This is a genomic window from Streptomyces sp. SID5464 (assembly GCF_009862985.1).
GTDB lineage: Bacteria > Actinomycetota > Actinomycetes > Streptomycetales > Streptomycetaceae > Streptomyces > Streptomyces chartreusis_D.
In genome coordinates this window covers 214,856-232,818 of record NZ_WWIQ01000009.1, presented here as the reverse complement: position 1 = coordinate 232,818, position 17,963 = coordinate 214,856, and the positions used below count along the sequence as shown (strand labels likewise).

Sequence of the window (17,963 nt, the reverse complement as noted above, 5' to 3'; positions counted from 1 at the left end):
CGCTCCGTGCCGCGCCGACCTGAAGATAGTCGCACGGCACGGGGCGTCTCGTCACCGTGTTATCGAGCAGCGGCTTTCCCCGGCGCGGCCGGTTTCGCGGGCACGGCCGGTTTCGCGAGAACGGCCGGCTTCCAGTCCGGGTGCCCCGGCATCGGTGGGGTCTTCTTCCCGTACAGCCAGCCCCGGAAGAAGCCGTCCAGGTCGCGCCCGGAGATCTCGGCGGCGAGCCGGACGAAGTCCTCCGTCGTGACCGTGTCGTCCCGGTACCGGTCGGCCCAGGCGCGTTCCAGGCGTTCGAAGGCGGGACGGCCGATCTCCTCGCGCAGGGCGTACAGGACGAGCGCGGCGCCGTCGTAGACGTTCGGCCGGAAGATGCTGGTCTTGCGGCCGGGCTCCGGGGCCTTCGGGGCGGCGGGTGGTCCGCCCGACGCGCGCCAGCGGTCGGAGGCGCCGTACGCGGCCTTCATACGGTCCCGCATCGGCTTGCCGGCCTGTTCCTCGGCGTACAGGGCCTCGTACCAGGTGGCGTGTCCCTCATTGAGCCACAGGTCGGACCAGGTGTGAGGGCCGACGCTGTTGCCGAACCACTGGTGGGCCAGCTCGTGGACCATGATCGACTCGACGTACCAGGCGGGGCGGACGGAGTCGGTGAACAGCTCCCGCTCGAAGAGGGAGAGCGTCTGGGTCTCGAGTTCGAAGCCGGTCGAGGCGTCGGCCATGAGCAGGCCGTACGTCTCGAAGGGGTAGCGGCCGACCTTGCTCTCCATCCAGGCGATCTGCTCCGGGGTCTTCTCCAGCCAGGGTTCGAGCGCCTTGCGGTGCTTGGCCGGGACGACGTCCCGTACGGGCAGTCCGTGCGGGCCGGTGCGGTGCAGCACGGTGGAGCGGCCGATGGAGACCTGGGCGAGTTCGGTGGCCATGGGGTGCTGCGTGCGGTACGTCCAGGTGGTCGACCCACCGGATCTGTGCACCCCGGCGGGCAGGCCGTTGGCGACGGCCGTGTGTCCGTCGGGTGCGGTGACCCGGATGGTGAACATCGCCTTGTCGGAGGGGTGGTCGTTGCACGGGAACACCAGGTGCGCGGCGTCGGCCTGATTGGCCATGGCGAGGCCGTCCGCGGTGCGCACCCAGCCGCCCTCGCGGCCCTCGGCGGGCACGGGGTCACTGGTGTGCCTCACGGTGATCCGCATCCAGTTGCCGTCCGACACGGAGTCCTCGGGGGTGATCACCAGGTCCTCGCCGGCGGTGCTGAAGGTGGCGGGCTCGCCGTCGACCTCGACCGAGTGGACCGTGCCGTGGGCGAAGTCCAGGTTGACGCGGTCCAGGTCGGCCGTCGTCCAGGCGTCGATGGTGGTCACGGCCCGCAGCGGCTCGCTGTTGCTGCCGGGATAGATGAAGGAGAGGTCGTACGACGCGACGTCGTAGCCGGGGTTGCCCAGGTACGGGAAGAGTCGGTCGCCGACGCCGAGCGGGACGACGGGGGCGCTCGCGGCGACGAGGCAGACGGAGACGGCCGAGGCGAGCAGCGCCGCGGACGTCCGCCGACGACAGGGACGGGTACGGGTGCGGTGGGGGGTGAGGCGCATGCCTCACGGCTATCAGCGCGCGCGTGCACGACGCGGACGACGCGCGTCCGGCCCACCCGAACCGGGTACCGGAGCCTGCGCCGGGTGCCGCCCGGCGTCAGATGGCCGACGCCTGTGCGCGCTCATCCGACCCGTACCGGGGCTCAGCCAACCCGTATCCGGCGGCCGGCGCCCGTGTGCGCTCAGCCGACCCGTACCCAGCGGCCAGCACCCGCGGCACAGCCGACCCGTCCCTTGGCCGGCGCCCGGGCGGGGTCAGCCGCCCTGCGTGTGCGGTTGTGCCCGGGTGACGTCGTAGACCCCGGCCACGTTGCGCATCGCCCGCATGAGGGCGGGCAGGTGGGCCGCGTCCGGGAGCTGCACGGTGTACGTGTGACGGACCTGCTGCTGGGTCGGGGGTTCGACTGTCGCGGAGACGATCTCGGCGCCTTCGAGGGCCATGGCCTCCGTGAGGTCCGCGAGCAGATGGGGACGCACGAACGATTCGGCAACCAGCGTGACCCGGCACTCGGTGGCCTCACCCCAGCGCACGCCGACCTCCGCGCGCCCCCCGTCCTTCATACGGGCCACCGCGGCGCACTCGACACGGTGCACGGTGACCGCGCCCCCGCGTACGGCGAAGCCGGTGATCGCGTCGGGCCGCACCGGTGTGCAGCAGCCCGCGAGCCGGACGGCCGCGCCCGGCCGGTCGGTGAGGACGTTGCCGTTGGCGGGGCGGGCGGGCGCCTGGTCGGGAGCCGGGCCGGCCGGATCGGACGCGTCGGCGGGCGCGGGTCGGACAGCCGCCGCACGCTCCCCGGCCAGCCGGTCCTCCTGGACCTGCCGGTCCTCCTGGACCTCGGTCCGCTGGGCCTCGGCCTGCGCCGGGTGGGCGGCCAGCCACCGCTGGATGGCGATCCGGGCCGCGGGCGTGTGCGCGTGCTCCAGCCACTCCCGGGAGGGCTCGGAAGCCGGGTCCTGGCCCATGAGGAGCTGGACGGTGTCGCCGTCCTTCAAAACCGTGCTCAGCGTCGCCAGACGGCCGTTGACACGTGCGCCGATGCACGCGTGCGCGTCCTCCCCGTACTGCGCGTACGCGGCGTCCACACAGGTCGCCCCCTCGGGCAGGCCCAGCGTGCCGCCGTCGGGCCGGAAGACGGTGATCTCGCGGTCCTGGGCGAGGTCCTCGCGCAGCGTCGACCAGAAGTGGTCCGGGTCGGGGGCCGCCTCCTGCCAGTCGAGGAGCCGGGAGAGCCAGCCGGGGCGGGTGGGGTCGACGCGCTCGCCGTCGGCAGGGTCGTCGGAGGCCGGCGCGTACGGGTTGCCGAGCGCGACGACTCCGGCCTCGGCGACCTTGTGCATCTGGTGCGTGCGGATGAGGACTTCGACGACCTGGCCGTCCTCGCGCGCGACGGCCGTGTGCAGCGACTGGTACAGGTTGAACTTCGGTACGGCGATGAAGTCCTTGAACTCCGAGACCACCGGTGTCAGGCAGGTGTGCAGTTCGCCCAGGACGCCGTAGCAGTCGGCGTCCTCGTTCACCAGCACCAGCAGGCGGCCGAAGTCGGAGCCGCGCAGCCGTCCACGCTTGCGGGAGACGCGGTGCACGGAGACGAAGTGGCGGGGCCGGATGAGGACTTCGGCGGGGATGTCCGCCTCGCGCAGCACGGTACGCACCTCGTCGGCGACCTCGGCGAGCGGGTCGTCCGTGCGGGCGGCGTTCTGGACGATCAACTCCCTGGTGTGCGCGTACTCCTCGGGCCGCAGGATCGCGAAGACGAGGTCTTCCAGCTCGGTCTTGAGCGCCTGGACGCCGAGCCGCTCGGCGAGCGGGATCAGCACATCACGTGTCACCTTGGCGATGCGCTCCTGTTTCTCGGGGCGCATGACGCCGAGGGTGCGCATGTTGTGCAGCCGGTCGGCGAGTTTGATCGACATGACGCGGACGTCGTTGCCGGTGGCGACGAGCATCTTGCGGAAGGTCTCCGGCTCGGCTGCGGCACCGTAGTCGACCTTCTCCAGTTTGGTGACGCCGTCGACGAGGTAGCGGACCTCCTCGCCGAACTGCTCGCCGACCTGTTCGAGCGTAACGTCCGTGTCCTCGACCGTGTCGTGGAGCAGCGACGCGGTCAACGTGGTGGTCTCGGCGCCGAGTTCGGCGAGGATCAGGGTCACGGCGAGCGGGTGCGTGATGTACGGCTCGCCGCTCTTGCGCATCTGGCCGCGGTGCGAGGACTCGGCCAGGACGTAGGCGCGGCGCAGGGGTTCGAGGTCCGCGTCGGGGTGATGGGCGCGGTGCGCGTCGACGACGTGGCTGATGGCGTCGGGCAGCCGGTCGCGAGCGGCGGGGCCGAGCAGCGCGGCGCGGCCGAGGCGGCGCAGGTCGATCCGGGGGCGGGCCTTTCTGCGCGGGGCTGTCGGCGTCACCGGTCCTGACACCGCGCCCGGCATCGGGCCTGGGGTCACGGAATTCGTGGCCTCCGCACTCATGGGCACCTCCGGCTGCGTGGACCGGCGGACGGGGTGCCCCAGGGCGGACACGGCTCAGGGGGCGGCTTCGGTCCCCCGTCCGGGCCGGTGCTTGATGCTACCGAGCCCACCACGCGTGGCTGACCGCCTCTCGCCGAGCGTGAAACTGATCACCCATTCGAGCGATGAATGTGAAGTTTGTACCCTCGTACGTCGTGACCATGACGGTTCCGTTCCCGCCAAGTGGCCGGTTCCTTACGGCCGTTTCGGGTCGCGTGGCCGACAGCGCGCAGCGGTTTCCTGACGGTCGGCGCCTGCTCACGCGCGCGTGGCGGTCTCCAGCCACTCCGCGTCGATCTCGCCCTCGGCCACGATCACCGCGGGGCCCGTCATCTCGATCTCGCCGTCGGGCCGCTCGGTGATCACCAGGGTGCCGCCGGGTACGTCCACGGTGTACGTCGCCGGCGTGCCGGTGGCCGTCGGGTCGGCACCGTCGCGGCGGGCGGTGGCCACGGCGACCGCGCACGCCCCCGTGCCGCACGAGCGGGTCTCGCCGGCGCCGCGCTCGTGCACGCGCAGCGCGACGTGCCCGGGGCCCCGGTCGACCACGAACTCGACGTTCACACCGTCCGGGTAGGCGGCGGCCGGGCTGAAGGGCGGCGGGGAGAGCAGGTCACCGGCGTGGGACAGGTCGTCCACGAAGGCGACCGCGTGCGGGTTGCCCATGTTCACGTTCCGCGCGGGCCAGCTGCGCTCGCCGACGCTCACCGTGACATCGCCCTCGGGGAGCAGTGCCTTGCCCATGCCCACGGTGACGTCACCGTCCTTGGCGATGTGCACGGTCTTCACGCCCCCGCGCGTGGCGACGGCGAGGTCCCCTTCGGCGACATGTCCGGCGCGCTGGAGGTAGCGCGCGAAGACCCGCACGCCGTTGCCGCACATCTCCGCGATCGAGCCGTCCCCGTTGCGGTAGTCCATGAACCACTCCGCCTCGGACGCCATGTGCCGGGCCTCCGGGTGCGCGGCGGAACGCACCACGTGCAGCAGTCCGTCACCGCCGATGCCAGCGCGGCGGTCGCAGAGGGCGGCGACGGCGGCCGGGGGCAGGTCGACGGCGTTCTCGGGGTCCGGGACGATCACGAAGTCGTTCTCGGTGCCGTGACCCTTGAGGAAGGGGATCCGCGTGCTCATGCCCTCGATCGTACGGTCTGCCCCGCGGGAGGGCCGTGCGGATCAGTCGTGGGCGTACGGGCGGGCCACGGTGTGGGGCGCGTGGGGGGCGTACGGGCGCGCCGCGGCATGGGAGGCGTCATGGGCGTGCGGGCGGGCCGCGGCATGGGAGGCGTCATGGGCGTGCAGGTGCGCCGCGCTGTGGGGTGCTTCGTGGATCGTGGCGCCCGCACGGCGGAGCGGCATTTCGGCAGCAGCGGCATTTCGGCACAGCCCCGCGCCCCTGCGGGGCGCTGCCGCACGGTGCGCTCTACCGGAGGCGTGCTACTCGCCACACGGCCAGGACGACCACCGCGGCCACCATCACGGCGTACGCGAGGACGACCCGCCAGTCCGGTCTGCGGCCCGAGCCCCTGGCCGGCAGGCCCGGCAAGGTGTAGCCCACGCGGCGGGCGGCCATCATGCCCCAGCCGGCCGCGCACGAGCAGATCAGCAGCCCGAGCATGGCGATCACGGCCCCGCTGTCGCCGAAGTCGAAGGCGAGCGGGAACGCGAACATCAGGGAGCCGAGCGCGGCCAGGCTCACGATGGGCGCGAGCTGCCAGATGCGCAGTCGGCGCTGCGGGCGCAGCTCGACCTCGACCTCGCCCGCGAACATCTCCTCGGGCTCGGGGCCGTCGTCCGTCACACCCTGCGTCTCGTCGGGCCCGTCGGAGCTGAGACGGTCCGACTCCTGCTCCGGGTCGTCCAGGCGCTCGGGATCGTCCCGGCGTTCGGGGTCGTCCCGATCGGCGGTGATGTGATCGGTGCCTTGTGCGGTGTCGCGAGGGCCGGCCTCCATCGCCACGCGCCCTCCCAACTAGGACTCAACTCGGTCGATCGAGCTCGATGATGGCACGCCGCCGCAGGACCGGATGACGGCCTGGGCGTCCCGATGCCATGACGTGATCAGGCTGTAACCGGTCGTTCGACCAAAGACAGCGCGAGCTGCGGAAGTTCTGTGAGATCGGCCGCAGCCCCACTCAACCAGTGCACCCGGGGATCGCGCCTGAACCATGAATCCTGACGGCGCGCGAAGCGCTTGGTGGCACGTACGGTCTCGGCCCGCGCGTCCTCCAGAGTGCACTCCCCGGCGAGCGCCGCGAGCACCTGCTGGTAGCCGAGCGCACGCGAGGCGGTACGCCCCTCGCGCAACCCTTGCGCCTCCAGTGCGCGCACCTCGTCCACGAGGCCGGCCGCCCACATCCGGTCGACCCGGCGCGCGATGCGCTCGTCCAGCTCGGGCCGGGCCACGTCGACGCCGATCTGGATCGTGTCGTACACGGAGTCGTGGCCGGGGAGGTTGGCGGTGAAGGGCCTGCCGGTGATCTCGATCACCTCCAGGGCCCGGACGACCCGGCGGCCGTTGCTCGGCAGGATCGCCCGCGCGGCCTCGGGGTCGGCGGCGGCCAGCCGGGCGTGCAGCGCGCCCGAGCCGCGCAGTGTGAGTTCCTCCTCCAGGCGGGCGCGCACCTCGGGGTCGGTGCCGGGGAACTCCAGGTTGTCGACGGCCCCGCGCACATACAGCCCTGAGCCGCCGACCAGGATCGGCCAGCGACCCTCGGCGAGCAGGGCCTCGATCCGCTCGCGGGCCAGGCGCTGGTACTCGGCGACGGACGCCGTGACGGTCACGTCCCAGATGTCGAGGAGGTGGTGCGGGACGCCACCGCGTTCTTCGGGCGTCAGCTTGGCGGTGCCGATGTCCATCCCTCGGTAGAGCTGCATGGAGTCGGCGTTGACGACCTCACCGCCGAGACGCTGGGCCAGGAAGACGCCCAGATCGGACTTTCCGGCCGCAGTCGGTCCGACGACGGCGATGACGCGGGGGGCGGGGGGTGCACTGCTCACCGACCCAGTCTCGCAAACCTCGAACCCGGCTCTCGAACGAGTTACGTGACGCAGCGCTCGCGGGGTCGTTGCCCGTTGCGAGGTTCCTGCCGCCGGATCGCAGAGGCGGTGGCCCGGGCCGCGCAAACGGACGCACCGGGCGACGCGGGATTTCGCCCGCACGAGTAACGTATGGAGTGGATATGGGCGTTTTTGCACGACTTCTCCGGCGGTCCAAGGCCACGGAGGAGGCGGCGCCTGCCGCCGAGGCTCAGGCCGACAAGGCGACGGCCGGGACCGAGGCGGAGGAAACTGCAGGGGCGGATGCGGCGGCGAAGGGGGCTGACGGGGCAGCGGAAGCGGCCGAGCCGGTGGCTGAGGCGGCCGAGGTCACCGAGACCGAAGGCGTCGACATCCCCAAGCAGCAGTCCACCGACAAGGCGGCCGACAACGAGGCCGGCGAGGGCGCCCGCACGTGACCGCCCCGCGCGAGGGAAGGTGAACCATGGGTCTCCTGGACAACGTGAAGGCCAAACTGGGCCCGGCCAAGGGCAAGGTCTCGGACCTCGCACAGCGGCACGAGGACAAGATCCAGCACGGCCTCGACAAGGCCGCGCAGGTCGTCGACAAGAGGACCAAGGGCAAGTACAGCGACAGGATCCAGTCGGGCACGGGCAAGGCCAAGGGCGCCATGGACCGACTCGCGCACAAGGGCGACAGCGGAGCGGACGCGGGCGGCCCCACGCCGCCACCGGGCCCGGGCCGCACCATGCCGCCGGACACGGGTGGCACCATGCCGCCGGACACGGGCCGTACGGCACCGCCTCGGGACACCGGAGGCACCCCGCCGCCGGACGCACCACCGCCCACTTCCTGAGCGCACACCGACACAGCAGGTCCTGACCACACATCGACCAGGTCCCGACCACACATCTGCAGACCGAAGGGCACATCGGCGGACGGCCGCGGAGCACGAGGCTCCCGGCCGTCCGCCGTTTCCCGCGGCCGGGGCCGCCGTGCCGCCGTGCGCCGTGCCGCCGTGGGCTACGACCAAGTGGCCACGAGGTATCCCACCCCGTACGGCGCGTCCTCGTACAACAGTGATCCGCCGAGGTCCGCACCCTCGGCCGCGCCCGCCAGGACCTGCCAGGGGGCCCGGCCGGAGACCTTCAGTTCGTGCGCCAGCCCTGTGTCCAGGGTCATGAGCGTGGCCGCGTCCGCCGCGCCGAGTGCGCGCGCGACCTCCGCGTCGAAGGGCGCGGCACGTTCGTCCAGATACCCCGGGGCCTTGAGCGTCCGGCACGCGCTGGCGTCACCCATCACCAACAGCGCGACCCGCTCGGCCCGTGCGGCGAGGTCCCGTCCGATCCGGGCGCACCGCTCGGGCGCGAGCCGGTCCCCCACGCCGTGACCCTCGACCGGAGCGTCGGACCACCCGGTCCGCTCCAGCAGCCAGGCGGCCACCGCCAGCGAGTAGGGAAGCCGCTGCTCCGCAGGCGCGCCCTCGTCCCCGCCCAGCCGTACGTCGAGATCGACGCCGAAGCCCCGGAACGAGCCGTGCGTGCCCTGCGGGTAGGTCTCGGGCCCGGCACCGTCGACCGGCCCGACGACCACGAGCCGGCCGGGCCGGGCGGCGGCGAGCACGCCCAGCGCGTCCGTGCAGGCGGCCCGCGCGGCGTCCAACTCCGGAGCGGCACCCGCGGCGACGTCAGGCACCAGTAGGGGCGGGCAGGGGCAGACAGCAGCGGCGACAAGCATGATCGGCAGGGTAACCCAGCAGGACACGGGCCCTGCCCGGCCGCAGTCCACCACAACCTGAGCCGACCGCGGCCGCAGCCCCCCGGTCGCAGTCAGGTCCGGCCGCGGCAGGCCGCGGCCCGGCTCAGTCGCAGCCGCAGCCGCTCGCCGCCACCGGGAGCGGCTCGGGGACGCCGATCTTCGGCAGGCCCAGGAGCACGCCGGCCGGCTGGGCCGGCTTGCCCGCCTTCTCGGCGTTGCGCTTCTCCCAGGCGTCGCCCGCGCGCGTGCGGCGCACGTCCTGCACGGGGCCCTCGGCGAGGAGGTGGTGCGGGGCGGCGTAGGTGATCTCGACCGTGACCACGTCGCCGGGGCGGACCTCCTGGTCCGGCTTGGTGAAGTGGACGAGGCGGTTGTCGGGGGCCCGGCCGGACAGGCGGTGGGTGCTGTCGTCCTTGCGGCCCTCGCCCTCGGCGACCATCAGCTCCAGCGTGCGGCCGACCTGCTTCTTGTTCTCCTCCCAGGAGATCTCCTCCTGGAGGGCGACCAGACGCTCGTAGCGCTCCTGGACGACCTTCTTGGGGATCTGGCCGTCCATCTCGGCGGCCGGGGTGCCCGGGCGCTTGGAGTACTGGAAGGTGAAGGCCTGGGCGAAGCGGGCCTCGCGCACCACGTGCAGCGTCTGCTCGAAGTCCTCGTCGGTCTCGCCGGGGAAGCCCACGATGATGTCGGTGCTGATCGCCGCGTGCGGGATGGCGGCACGGACCTTCTCGATGATCCCCAGGTAGCGCTCCTGGCGGTAGGAGCGGCGCATGGCCTTCAGGACCGTGTCCGAACCGGACTGCAGCGGCATGTGCAGCTGTGGCATCACGTTGGGCGTCTCGGCCATGGCGGCGATGACGTCGTCGGTGAAGTCGCGCGGGTGCGGGGAGGTGAAGCGGACGCGCTCCAGGCTTTCGATCTTCCCGCAGGCGCGCAGCAGCTTGCTGAAGGCCTCGCGGTCGCCGATGTCGGAGCCGTAAGCGTTGACGTTCTGCCCGAGCAGTGTGATCTCGGAGACGCCCTCGGCGACCAGGGCCTCGATCTCGGCGAGGATGTCGCCGGGACGACGGTCCTTCTCCTTGCCGCGCAGGGCCGGGACGATGCAGAAGGTGCAGGTGTTGTTGCAGCCGACGGAGATGGAGACCCAGGCCGCGTACGCGCTCTCGCGACGAGTCGGCAGCGTGGACGGGAACGCCTCCAGCGACTCGGCGATCTCGACCTGCGCCTCCTCCTGCACGCGCGCGCGTTCCAGCAGGACCGGCAGCTTGCCGATGTTGTGCGTGCCGAAGACGACGTCCACCCAGGGCGCCTTCTTCACGATCGTGTCGCGGTCCTTCTGCGCGAGGCAGCCGCCGACCGCGATCTGCATGCCCGGGCGGGCGGCCTTCTGCGGCGCGAGGTGGCCGAGGTTGCCGTACAGCTTGTTGTCGGCGTTCTCCCGCACGGCGCAGGTGTTGAAGACGACGACGTCGGCCTCGTCGGCGCCCTCGGGGGCGCGGACGTAGCCCGCGTCCTCCAGCAGACCGGCCAATCGCTCGGAGTCGTGGACGTTCATCTGGCACCCGTAGGTGCGTACCTCATATGTGCGCGTGCCGCCCACTGACTGGCTCCGGTCGATGCTGCTCATGGGGACAAGGGTAGGCGGTCGCCGGAAGTGGCTCGGTCGCCTGTGGACAACCCGGGCCCGGGCTCATGCCTCGATGAGCCCGGCGCGGATCGCGTACCTGGTCAGCTCCAGGCGGTCGCGCATGCCGAGCTTCTGGAGGAGGTTGGCGCGGTGGCGCTCGACCGTCTTGGCGCTGATGAAGAGGAGTTCGCCGATCTCCTTCGAGGTGTGGCCCTCGGCGACCAGCTTGAGGATCTCCTCCTCGCGTTCGGTGATGGCCCGTTCCGGCAGGCCGTCGCCCCGGTGCAGCCGCTCCAGGTAGGAGCGGACGAGGGCCCGCTCGGCGCCCGGGTAGATGAACGGCTCGTCGCGCACGGCCGCCCGGCAGGCCTCGACCAGGTCGCGGTCGGCGACGGACTTGAGGACGTAACCGCTGGCTCCGGCCCTGAGCGCCTCGAAGAAGTACTCCTCGTTGTCGTACATCGTCAGGATCAGGATGTGCAGCGCGGGCAGCCGTCGGGAGAGTTCGCGGGCTGCTTGGAGGCCGGTCATGCGGGGCATGGCGACGTCCAGGACGGCCAGGTCGACGGCGGTGTCCCGGGCGCGTGCGACGGCCTCGGCCCCGTCCCCGGCCTCGGCCACGACCGTCAGGTCGGGCTCCCCGTCCAGGATGAGGCGCACGCCCCGGCGTACGAGGGTGTGGTCGTCGGCGAGCAGGACACGGATCGGGGGCCGGGCGGTTGCCGACGGGCTCCCCGGCGTCACCGGTGTGGACATCAACGTGCTCCTTCCGTCACCGGTATGCGCAGGCGTACGTCGGTGCCCCGGTCGGGGGCCGGTTCGAGGGCGAGGGCGGCGCCGACCAGGAGGGCGCGTTCGCGCATGCCGGTGATACCGGCACCCTCGGGGGCGTCGCCGATGCCCGTGCCGTTGTCGCGTACGAGGAGTTCGACGCCGCCGGGGACCGGCCGCAGGCGGAGTTCCGCACGGTCGGCGCCGGCGTGCCGGGCGGTGTTGGTCAGGCTTTCCTGGGCCACTCGGTAGACGACGAGTTCCGATTCCGGGCTGAGGGCGGGGAGGTCGCCGGTGACGTGGTGGCGCACGGTCAGCCCGTGGGTCGTGAACTCGGCGGCGAGCGAGCGCAGGGCGCTGGCCAGGCCGAGTTCCTCCAGGACGCCGGGGCGCAGTCGGCGGGCGATACGGCGGATCTCGTCCAGGCCGGCCCGGGTCGCCTCCTGCGCCTGGCCGACCTCCTCGCGCAGGTCCTCGGGGGCCCGGTCCGCGACGCGCTTGAGCTGGAGGAGGACGGCGGTCAGGGTCTGCCCGACCTCGTCGTGGAGCTCCTGGGCGATCCGGTGCCGCTCGCTCTCCTGTGCGGACAGCGCCCGGGCGGCACCCGCGGCCCGCTCGGCCTCCAGCCGGTCGAGCATCGCGTTGTACGTCGTGATCAGTCCGGCCGTCTCCGCGGGGCCGGCGACCACCGGGCGGGAGCCCGGACGCAGCAGGTCCACGGTGGCCATGGCCCGGTCCAGCCGTTGCAGCGGTCCGAGGCCGAAGCGCAGCACGAGCGCGTTGCCGGCGAGCAGCACCACCAGGCCGCCGAGCAGGACGAGCGCCTCGCCCGCCAGCACGGGGGTCGACACCGTCACCGGGCCCAGCAGCAACGCGGTGGCCACGACCAGACCCGCCGCGTTGAGCGAGAAGATCCGCCAGAACAACGACACGTTCCTGGATCCGCTCCTTCCGGCCTTCGCGTACGGCACCGCCCGCTCTACCCTCTCCTGCGACCGGCCGCTGCGCATATCCGTCACGACACCCATGTCGTCACCGTACGGCCGGATGGCAGCATGCGGACCTGAGCCGTCCGTTGATCGACACCGTTCACCAGACCGACACCGTTCACCAGACCGAACTGTCCCGCACGGTTCGGCAGACCGACAAAGCCAGACGAACAACAAGAGCAAGACGAAACAAGGGGAAGAAACGTGTCAGCTCCGCGCCTGAGGGCGACGCCGCTGCCGGGCATCGGGGTCCAGTACGACCTGGAGACCCGGGAACACCGCCATCTGTCGGTGGTGGCGCACCGCGACGGCACGCGCACGGTGAACGTGTACCGGGCAGACGATCCCGACTCCTGTGCGCAGTCCCTGCGGCTGACCAGCTCGGAGGCGGGTTCGCTGATCGACGCGCTGAAGCCGTCCCACCACAGTCCGAGTCTGCTGTACACCACGGACCTGGGACTGGTCGCCGAGCGGATCGAGGTCGCCGCGACCTCGCGCTGGAACGGCCGGGTGCTGGGCGACACGCGGATGCGTACGGAGACGGGTGCGTCCGTCGTGGCGGTGCTGCGCCGGGCCGAGGCCATCCCCTCCCCCGCGCCGGACTTCCGGCTGGCGGGCGGTGACACGCTGATCGTCGTCGGTACCCGCGAGGGCGTCGACGCCGCCGCGGCGATACTCGGTCGGGAGTGAGCCGGTGCACTCCGCGGTTCTGCTGATCGAGTTCGGTTCCATCATCCTCGGCCTCGGCCTGCTCGGCCGGTTCGCCGCCCGTTTCCGGCTCTCGCCGATACCGCTGTACCTGCTGGCCGGTCTGGCCTTCGGCGAGGGCGGTCTGCTGCCGCTGGGCGCGAGCGAGGAGTTCGTCGCCACCGGAGCCGAGATCGGCGTCATCCTGCTGCTGTTGATGCTGGGCCTCGAGTACACGGCGAGCGATCTGGTCTCCAACCTCAAGACCCACTACCCGTCCGGTCTGGTCGACTGCGCGTTCAACGCGCTGCCGGGGGCGGCGGTGGCGCTGCTGCTCGGCTGGGGGCCGGTGGCCGCCGTCGTCCTGGCCGGTGTCACCTGGATCTCGTCGTCCGGCGTGATCGCGAAGGTGCTCGGCGATCTGGGCCGGGTCGGCAACCGGGAGACGCCGGTGATCCTGAGCGTGCTCGTGCTGGAGGATCTGGCGATGGCGGTGTACCTGCCCATCGTCACGGCGCTGGTGGCGGGAGCCGGGCTGCTGGCCGGCAGCCTGACGCTGGCGATCGCGCTGGGCGCGGCGGGCCTCGTCCTGTTCCTGGCCCTGCGCTACGGCAGGGTCATCTCACGCTTCGTCTCCAACGACGACCCGGAGAAGCTGCTGCTGGTCGTGCTGGGTCTGACGATCCTGGTCGCGGGTGTGGCACAGCAGCTCCAGGTGTCGGCGGCGGTGGGGGCCTTCCTGGTCGGCATCGCGCTGTCGGGAGAGGTGGCGGAGGGTGCGCACACTCTCCTCAGCCCCCTGCGGGACCTGTTCGCGGCCGTGTTCTTCGTCTTCTTCGGACTGCACACCGACCCGTCCAGCATCCCGCCGGTTCTCCTGCCCGCCCTGGGCCTGGCCGTCGTCACCGCCCTGACGAAGATCGCCACCGGCTACTGGGCGGCGCGGCGAGCCGGGATCTCCGTCAAGGGCCGCTGGCGGGCGGGCGGTGCCCTGGTGGCCCGCGGCGAGTTCTCGATCGTCATCGCCGGGCTGGCCGTGTCGGCGGGCATCGAACCGTCCCTCGGTCCCCTGGCCACGGCCTACGTCCTCATCCTGGTCGTCCTCGGCCCGCTCACCGCGCGCTACACGGAGCCCGTGGCGACCTGGTGGACCCGACGCCGCGAGCCACACCGGGATACGGCGCAGACGACGTCCCGGGCCAAGGAGGCGGACGCACAGGTGGCCGACTGAGGGGCGGCGCCCGAGGGGAACAGGGGACCGACCCGCCGCCGGCCCGGGCGGCTCAGGCGTCGGCGGCGGGTTCCCACCCCTGCCTCCGCAGCACCCCCGGCACATCCGGTGCCTCGTAGTACTCCCCCTTGAGCACCTTGCCGTCCTCGCGGCGGGAGACGGAGCCGTCGGGACCGATCTTGGTCATGTTGGAACGGTGGATCTCGGCCAGTACCGCGTCGAGGTCGATGCCGTGGACGAGGGCGGTTCCGTAAGCCACGTAGACGACGTCGGCGAGTTCGTGGGCGAGCCGGTCCAGCGGGCCCGTCACCGACACCTCGGCGACCTCCGCGGCTTCCTCCGCGAGGAGTTCGCCGCGGTGGGCGGCGAGCTCCGGGGACACCTCGGTCGGGGTACTGCGGGCGTCCAGGCCGAAGGCGAGGTGGAATTCACGGACCAGGTCAGCGGGCGAGGAGCTCATGGGGCCGACTGTAGTGGCCGCCACTGACACGCCCTTCGCCCCCACCGTGGGTGCCCCTCCCCTGGTCACCGGGGCACCGCGGCTGGCAGGATCTCGCGCATGTCCACGATGTTCCCCCCTGTCGGCAGGCGACGGGCCCTCCAGGGCGGCGCCGCCTCCCTCCTGGTCCTCGGGCTGCTGCTGTGGTGGCTGCGTCCCTGGGCCGAGGAGCCTCCGGGCGGGACGATCAGATTCAGCACGGGCACGCGCGCAGGGGTCTACCACGAGTACGGAAAACTCCTGCGCAAGGCGATCGCCGAGGACATGCCCGCCCTGAAGGTGCGGTTGCTGCCCAGCGCAGGTTCGCAGGAGAACGTCGCGGACGTGGCGACGGGAAAGGCCGACTTCGCGATCGCCGCGGCCGACGCGGTGGCCACCTACCAGCTCGACAACGGCGCGGACGCCGACCGGCTGCGCGGGGTCGCGCGGCTGTACGACGACTACGTCCAGCTCGTCGTACCGCCTGACTCGGACATCCGCTCCGTCGCGGATCTGCGGGGCAAGCGCGTGGCCATAGGGCTGCCGGACTCCGGTGTACGGCTGATCGCGAACGGCGTGCTCAAGGCGGCCGGGATCGACCCGGAGAAGGACATCGAGCCCTCCTCGGACGGCATCGACACCGGGCCCAGACGGCTGGGACACGGCCTCGACGCGTTCTTCTGGTCGGGCGGACTGCCCACGGACGGGCTCAGCAGGCTGGCCAAGAAGTCGGCATCGGCCTTCCGCTTCGTGCCGATCGACGCCGGGCTCGTGGCCAAACTGCACGACCAGGGCGGTGCCACGCGCTACTACCGCGCCACCAAAATGCCGGAGTCGGCCTACCCCACCATCCAGCGCGGCGACCCGGTCCCCACCCTGGCGGTGTCCAACCTGCTGGTCACGCGCAACGACATGGACCCCCGGCTCACCGAGTGGCTGACCCGTACGGTGCTCGACAGCCGGGACGGCATCGGCGCGACCGTCCACTCCGCCCAACTGGTCGACGTCCGTACGGCGATCTACACCGACCCGCTCAAGCTGCACGACGGGGCCCGGCGCTACTACCGGTCCGTCAAGCCATAGCCGCCCTCGCCCTCGACTGGCGGCTTCGCTACGCCGGTCCGACCCTCGGCACCCTCACTGTCACCTTCAGCCCGTGCGGCTCGTGATGGTCGTACGCGATCGAACCACCGCCCGCCGCGAGCAGCGCCCGTGAGATGGACAGTCCGAGGCCCGAGCCCTTGATGTTCTGGTGGCGGCTGCTGCGCCAGAAGCGGTCGCCGATGCGGGCCAGTTCCTCGTCGGTGAGGCCCGGACCCTCGTCCGTGACGACGACGGTCGAGGTGTTGCCGTCAGGGGCGACGGTCACCTCGACGGTCCCGCCCTCGGGCGTGAACTTCACCGCGTTGTCGATGATCCCGTCCAGCGCACTGGACAGCGCCACCGGGTCGGCCCACGCGGTCGTCGGCGGGCAGTCGCCCACCAGGCGAACGCCCTTGGCCTCGGCGGTCGGGGACCAGGCCGCGACCCGCTCGGCGGCCAGCTCGCCGATGTCGGTGATCTTCAGATCGGCCTCGGTGTGCTCGGCCAGCGCCAGGTCGAGCAGATCGTCCAGGACCTGCGCGAGGCGCTTGCCCTCGGACTGCACCGAGGCGATCTCCTGGTTGCCCTCGGGCAGCTCGAAGGAGAGCAGCTCGATCCGCAGGAGCAGCGCCGCGAGGGGGTTGCGCAGCTGGTGCGAGGCATCGGCGACGAAGGCGCGCTGCTGCTCCAGCACGTCCTCGACGTTGTCCGCCATCTCGTTGAACGACCGAGCCAGGCGCCTGAGTTCCGGCGGACCGCCGGCGGCGGCGACCCGGGACTTCAGCCGCCCCGTGGCGATGTCGTGGGTGGTGGCGTCCAGCACCCGTACGGGCTTGAGCACCCAGCCGGTCAGCCGCAGGGCGGCACCGACGGCCAGCAGCATCGCGGCGGACTCGCCCGCGCCGATGACCAGCCAGCCGTGCAGCGTACGTGAGCGCAGCTGCCCGGTGGGCGAGTCGGTGACGACGACCGCGACGACGTCACCGTCGCGGATGACGGGCGAGGCGACCACGAGGTTGCGGCGCTGCCAGGGCCACACCTGCCGCGGGTCGTGACTGCGGCGGCTGAGCAGCGCCTCGTCGAAGGCGTCGCGAACCTCACCCGCCTTGGGCAGGGACCACCCGGCGGGTGCGTGGGCCATGGCACTGCCGCTGCGGTAGAAGACACCCGCCCGGATGCCGTAGACCGTGTAGTAGCTGTCGAGTTCGCGGCTGAGCGTGGCCAGGCGCTCGTTCTCGAACGCGCTGGCGGTGCCGGTGGGCGAGTCGGTGACGAACTGGGCGAGGGCCGCGAAGCGTGCCGTGTCGTCGATCCGGTCGACGACGACCTTCTGCTGCTGGGCGCCGGCGAGGCTCACGGCGAGCGGGACGCCGAGCGCGAGCAGCACGGCCGCCATCAGGACGATCAGCAGCGGGAGCAGACGAGTGCGCACTCGGCCCCGCTACCCGGCAGGCGCGACGAGCCGGTAGCCGACTCCGCGTACGGTCTCGATGAGGGCCGGCATCCGCAGCTTGGCGCGCAGGGACGCCACGTGCACCTCCAGGGTGCGCCCGGTCCCCTCCCAGCTGGTCCGCCACACCTCGCTGATGATCTGCTCCCGGCGGAAGACCACCCCGGGCCGCTGCGCGAGCAGGGCCAGGAGGTCGAACTCCTTGCGGGTCAGCTGGATCACGGTTCCGTCCACGCTGACCCGGCGCGTGGGCAGCTCGATGTGCACCGGGCCGAGGCGCAGCTCGGTCTCGATGCCGCTGGAGGTGTCCTCGTGCGAGGTGCGCCGGCTCACGGCGTGGATGCGGGCGAGCAGCTCCCCGGTGTCGTACGGCTTCACCACGTAGTCGTCGGCGCCGAGGTTGAGGCCGTGGATGCGGGAGCGCACGTCGGAGCGCGCGGTGACCATGATCACCGGTGTGCTCGTGCGCTTGCGGATCTTGCCGCAGACCTCGTATCCGTCCTGGTCGGGCAGGCCCAGGTCGAGCAGGACGACACCGAAGCCGTCGACCTCGGGGACCAGTGCCTGAAGGGCCTCCTCGCCGCTGCGCGCGTGCGTGACGTCGAACCCGTGCCGCGCCAGGACCGCGGACAGGGCGGCGGCGACGTGGTTGTCGTCCTCGACGAGCAGCAGTCTCATCCGGGCCCCCTTCGGTTCACTGGCCGTACGATCTGGATGTGTACAAAAAAGCGTGCACGCGCGCGCGTGCACCTTGTGCAGTCACGCTGATGAATGAGGACGGCGTCAAGAGGGTTCCGG

Annotated in this window: 18 protein-coding genes; 5 read left to right on the top strand and 13 right to left on the bottom strand. The window is 71.9% G+C overall.

All coding sequences use genetic code 11. The features are described from left to right. Positions 1-59: 59 nt before the first annotated feature. The 6 genes from GTY47_RS09445 to miaA all read right to left on the bottom strand — a co-directional run bounded on the left by GTY47_RS09445 (position 60) and on the right by miaA (position 7,091). Positions 60-1,586, bottom strand: a complete 1,527-nt coding sequence (locus tag GTY47_RS09445) for a M1 family metallopeptidase (protein WP_010034839.1) — start codon at positions 1,584-1,586, stop codon at positions 60-62. Positions 1,587-1,841: 255 nt separating this feature from the next. Further along, positions 1,842-4,055 carry an HD domain-containing protein gene (locus tag GTY47_RS09440; protein ID WP_029180817.1) on the bottom strand — a complete coding sequence of 738 codons (2,214 nt, stop codon included), beginning with the start codon at positions 4,053-4,055 and terminating at the stop codon, positions 1,842-1,844. A 297-nt stretch (positions 4,056-4,352) separates the two neighbouring features. Then, positions 4,353-5,225, bottom strand: coding sequence for a diaminopimelate epimerase (gene dapF / locus GTY47_RS09435; RefSeq protein ID WP_010034833.1), 873 nt, complete (start codon positions 5,223-5,225; stop codon positions 4,353-4,355). 42 nt (positions 5,226-5,267) lie between these two features. Beyond that, positions 5,268-5,450, bottom strand: a complete 183-nt coding sequence (locus GTY47_RS09430; RefSeq protein ID WP_010034830.1) for a hypothetical protein — start codon at positions 5,448-5,450, stop codon at positions 5,268-5,270. A 64-nt stretch (positions 5,451-5,514) separates the two neighbouring features. Continuing rightward, positions 5,515-6,045, bottom strand: a complete 531-nt coding sequence (locus GTY47_RS09425) for a hypothetical protein (protein WP_010034828.1) — start codon at positions 6,043-6,045, stop codon at positions 5,515-5,517. A 107-nt stretch (positions 6,046-6,152) separates the two neighbouring features. Then, entirely contained in the window at positions 6,153-7,091 is a 939-nt protein-coding gene (gene miaA / locus GTY47_RS09420) for a tRNA (adenosine(37)-N6)-dimethylallyltransferase MiaA (RefSeq protein ID WP_010034825.1), read from the bottom strand. A gap of 182 nt (positions 7,092-7,273) precedes the next feature. Between miaA and GTY47_RS09415 the strand changes: the two genes are divergently transcribed. After that, positions 7,274-7,549 carry a hypothetical protein gene (locus GTY47_RS09415; protein WP_010034822.1) on the top strand — a complete coding sequence of 92 codons (276 nt, stop codon included), beginning with the start codon at positions 7,274-7,276 and terminating at the stop codon, positions 7,547-7,549. A gap of 26 nt (positions 7,550-7,575) precedes the next feature. Continuing rightward, positions 7,576-7,947 carry an antitoxin gene (locus GTY47_RS09410; RefSeq protein ID WP_010034819.1) on the top strand — a complete coding sequence of 124 codons (372 nt, stop codon included), beginning with the start codon at positions 7,576-7,578 and terminating at the stop codon, positions 7,945-7,947. 167 nt (positions 7,948-8,114) lie between these two features. On the opposite strand, the gene GTY47_RS09405 is transcribed toward GTY47_RS09410, so the two are convergent. The 4 genes from GTY47_RS09405 to GTY47_RS09390 all read right to left on the bottom strand — a co-directional run bounded on the left by GTY47_RS09405 (position 8,115) and on the right by GTY47_RS09390 (position 12,275). Further along, entirely contained in the window at positions 8,115-8,828 is a 714-nt protein-coding gene (locus GTY47_RS09405; RefSeq protein WP_029180816.1) for a class III extradiol dioxygenase subunit B-like domain-containing protein, read from the bottom strand. Between the two features lie 124 nt (positions 8,829-8,952). Then, positions 8,953-10,476 carry a tRNA (N6-isopentenyl adenosine(37)-C2)-methylthiotransferase MiaB gene (miaB, locus tag GTY47_RS09400; protein WP_010034811.1) on the bottom strand — a complete coding sequence of 508 codons (1,524 nt, stop codon included), beginning with the start codon at positions 10,474-10,476 and terminating at the stop codon, positions 8,953-8,955. Between the two features lie 63 nt (positions 10,477-10,539). Beyond that, on the bottom strand, positions 10,540-11,232 hold the full coding sequence (locus GTY47_RS09395) for a response regulator transcription factor (RefSeq protein ID WP_010034809.1): 693 nt from the start codon (positions 11,230-11,232) through the stop codon (positions 10,540-10,542). Then, positions 11,232-12,275, bottom strand: coding sequence for a sensor histidine kinase (locus tag GTY47_RS09390; protein WP_029180814.1), 1,044 nt, complete (start codon positions 12,273-12,275; stop codon positions 11,232-11,234). The genes GTY47_RS09395 and GTY47_RS09390 overlap by 1 nt, the downstream gene beginning before the upstream one ends. 165 nt (positions 12,276-12,440) lie before the next feature. On the opposite strand from GTY47_RS09390, the gene GTY47_RS09385 reads away from it, so the two are divergent. Beyond that, on the top strand, positions 12,441-12,926 hold the full coding sequence (locus GTY47_RS09385; protein ID WP_010034803.1) for a TrkA C-terminal domain-containing protein: 486 nt from the start codon (positions 12,441-12,443) through the stop codon (positions 12,924-12,926). A 4-nt stretch (positions 12,927-12,930) separates the two neighbouring features. Next, positions 12,931-14,154, top strand: coding sequence for a cation:proton antiporter (locus tag GTY47_RS09380; protein WP_010034802.1), 1,224 nt, complete (start codon positions 12,931-12,933; stop codon positions 14,152-14,154). Positions 14,155-14,206: 52 nt separating this feature from the next. On the opposite strand, the gene GTY47_RS09375 is transcribed toward GTY47_RS09380, so the two are convergent. Further along, the gene (locus GTY47_RS09375; protein ID WP_010034799.1) at positions 14,207-14,614 is read right to left on the bottom strand and encodes a MazG nucleotide pyrophosphohydrolase domain-containing protein; all 408 of its coding nucleotides are present in this window, start codon (positions 14,612-14,614) and stop codon (positions 14,207-14,209) included. Between the two features lie 99 nt (positions 14,615-14,713). On the opposite strand from GTY47_RS09375, the gene GTY47_RS09370 reads away from it, so the two are divergent. After that, positions 14,714-15,715: a TAXI family TRAP transporter solute-binding subunit gene (locus tag GTY47_RS09370; RefSeq protein WP_010034796.1), complete on the top strand. Its 1,002-nt coding sequence runs from the start codon at positions 14,714-14,716 to the stop codon at positions 15,713-15,715. Positions 15,716-15,743: 28 nt separating this feature from the next. Here the strand turns inward: GTY47_RS09370 and GTY47_RS09365 are convergent, their stop codons facing one another. Further along, positions 15,744-17,147, bottom strand: coding sequence for a HAMP domain-containing sensor histidine kinase (locus GTY47_RS09365; protein WP_010034794.1), 1,404 nt, complete (start codon positions 17,145-17,147; stop codon positions 15,744-15,746). 9 nt (positions 17,148-17,156) lie between these two features. Further along, on the bottom strand, positions 17,157-17,843 hold the full coding sequence (locus GTY47_RS09360; RefSeq protein WP_010034790.1) for a response regulator transcription factor: 687 nt from the start codon (positions 17,841-17,843) through the stop codon (positions 17,157-17,159). Between the last annotated feature and the right edge of the window lie 120 nt (positions 17,844-17,963).

Coding starts and splice junctions, on each gene's coding strand:
- GTY47_RS09445 (WP_010034839.1), bottom strand. CDS start 1,586: ATGCGCCTCACCCCCCACCGCACCCGTACCCGTCCCTGTCGTCGGCGG.
- GTY47_RS09440 (WP_029180817.1), bottom strand. CDS start 4,055: ATGAGTGCGGAGGCCACGAATTCCGTGACCCCAGGCCCGATGCCGGGC.
- dapF (WP_010034833.1), bottom strand. CDS start 5,225: ATGAGCACGCGGATCCCCTTCCTCAAGGGTCACGGCACCGAGAACGAC.
- GTY47_RS09430 (WP_010034830.1), bottom strand. CDS start 5,450: ATGCCGCTCCGCCGTGCGGGCGCCACGATCCACGAAGCACCCCACAGC.
- GTY47_RS09425 (WP_010034828.1), bottom strand. CDS start 6,045: ATGGAGGCCGGCCCTCGCGACACCGCACAAGGCACCGATCACATCACC.
- GTY47_RS09415 (WP_010034822.1), top strand. CDS start 7,274: ATGGGCGTTTTTGCACGACTTCTCCGGCGGTCCAAGGCCACGGAGGAG.
- GTY47_RS09410 (WP_010034819.1), top strand. CDS start 7,576: ATGGGTCTCCTGGACAACGTGAAGGCCAAACTGGGCCCGGCCAAGGGC.
- GTY47_RS09405 (WP_029180816.1), bottom strand. CDS start 8,828: ATGCTTGTCGCCGCTGCTGTCTGCCCCTGCCCGCCCCTACTGGTGCCT.
- miaB (WP_010034811.1), bottom strand. CDS start 10,476: ATGAGCAGCATCGACCGGAGCCAGTCAGTGGGCGGCACGCGCACATAT.
- GTY47_RS09395 (WP_010034809.1), bottom strand. CDS start 11,232: ATGTCCACACCGGTGACGCCGGGGAGCCCGTCGGCAACCGCCCGGCCC.
- GTY47_RS09390 (WP_029180814.1), bottom strand. CDS start 12,275: ATGGGTGTCGTGACGGATATGCGCAGCGGCCGGTCGCAGGAGAGGGTA.
- GTY47_RS09375 (WP_010034799.1), bottom strand. CDS start 14,614: ATGAGCTCCTCGCCCGCTGACCTGGTCCGTGAATTCCACCTCGCCTTC.
- GTY47_RS09370 (WP_010034796.1), top strand. CDS start 14,714: ATGTCCACGATGTTCCCCCCTGTCGGCAGGCGACGGGCCCTCCAGGGC.
- GTY47_RS09360 (WP_010034790.1), bottom strand. CDS start 17,843: ATGAGACTGCTGCTCGTCGAGGACGACAACCACGTCGCCGCCGCCCTG.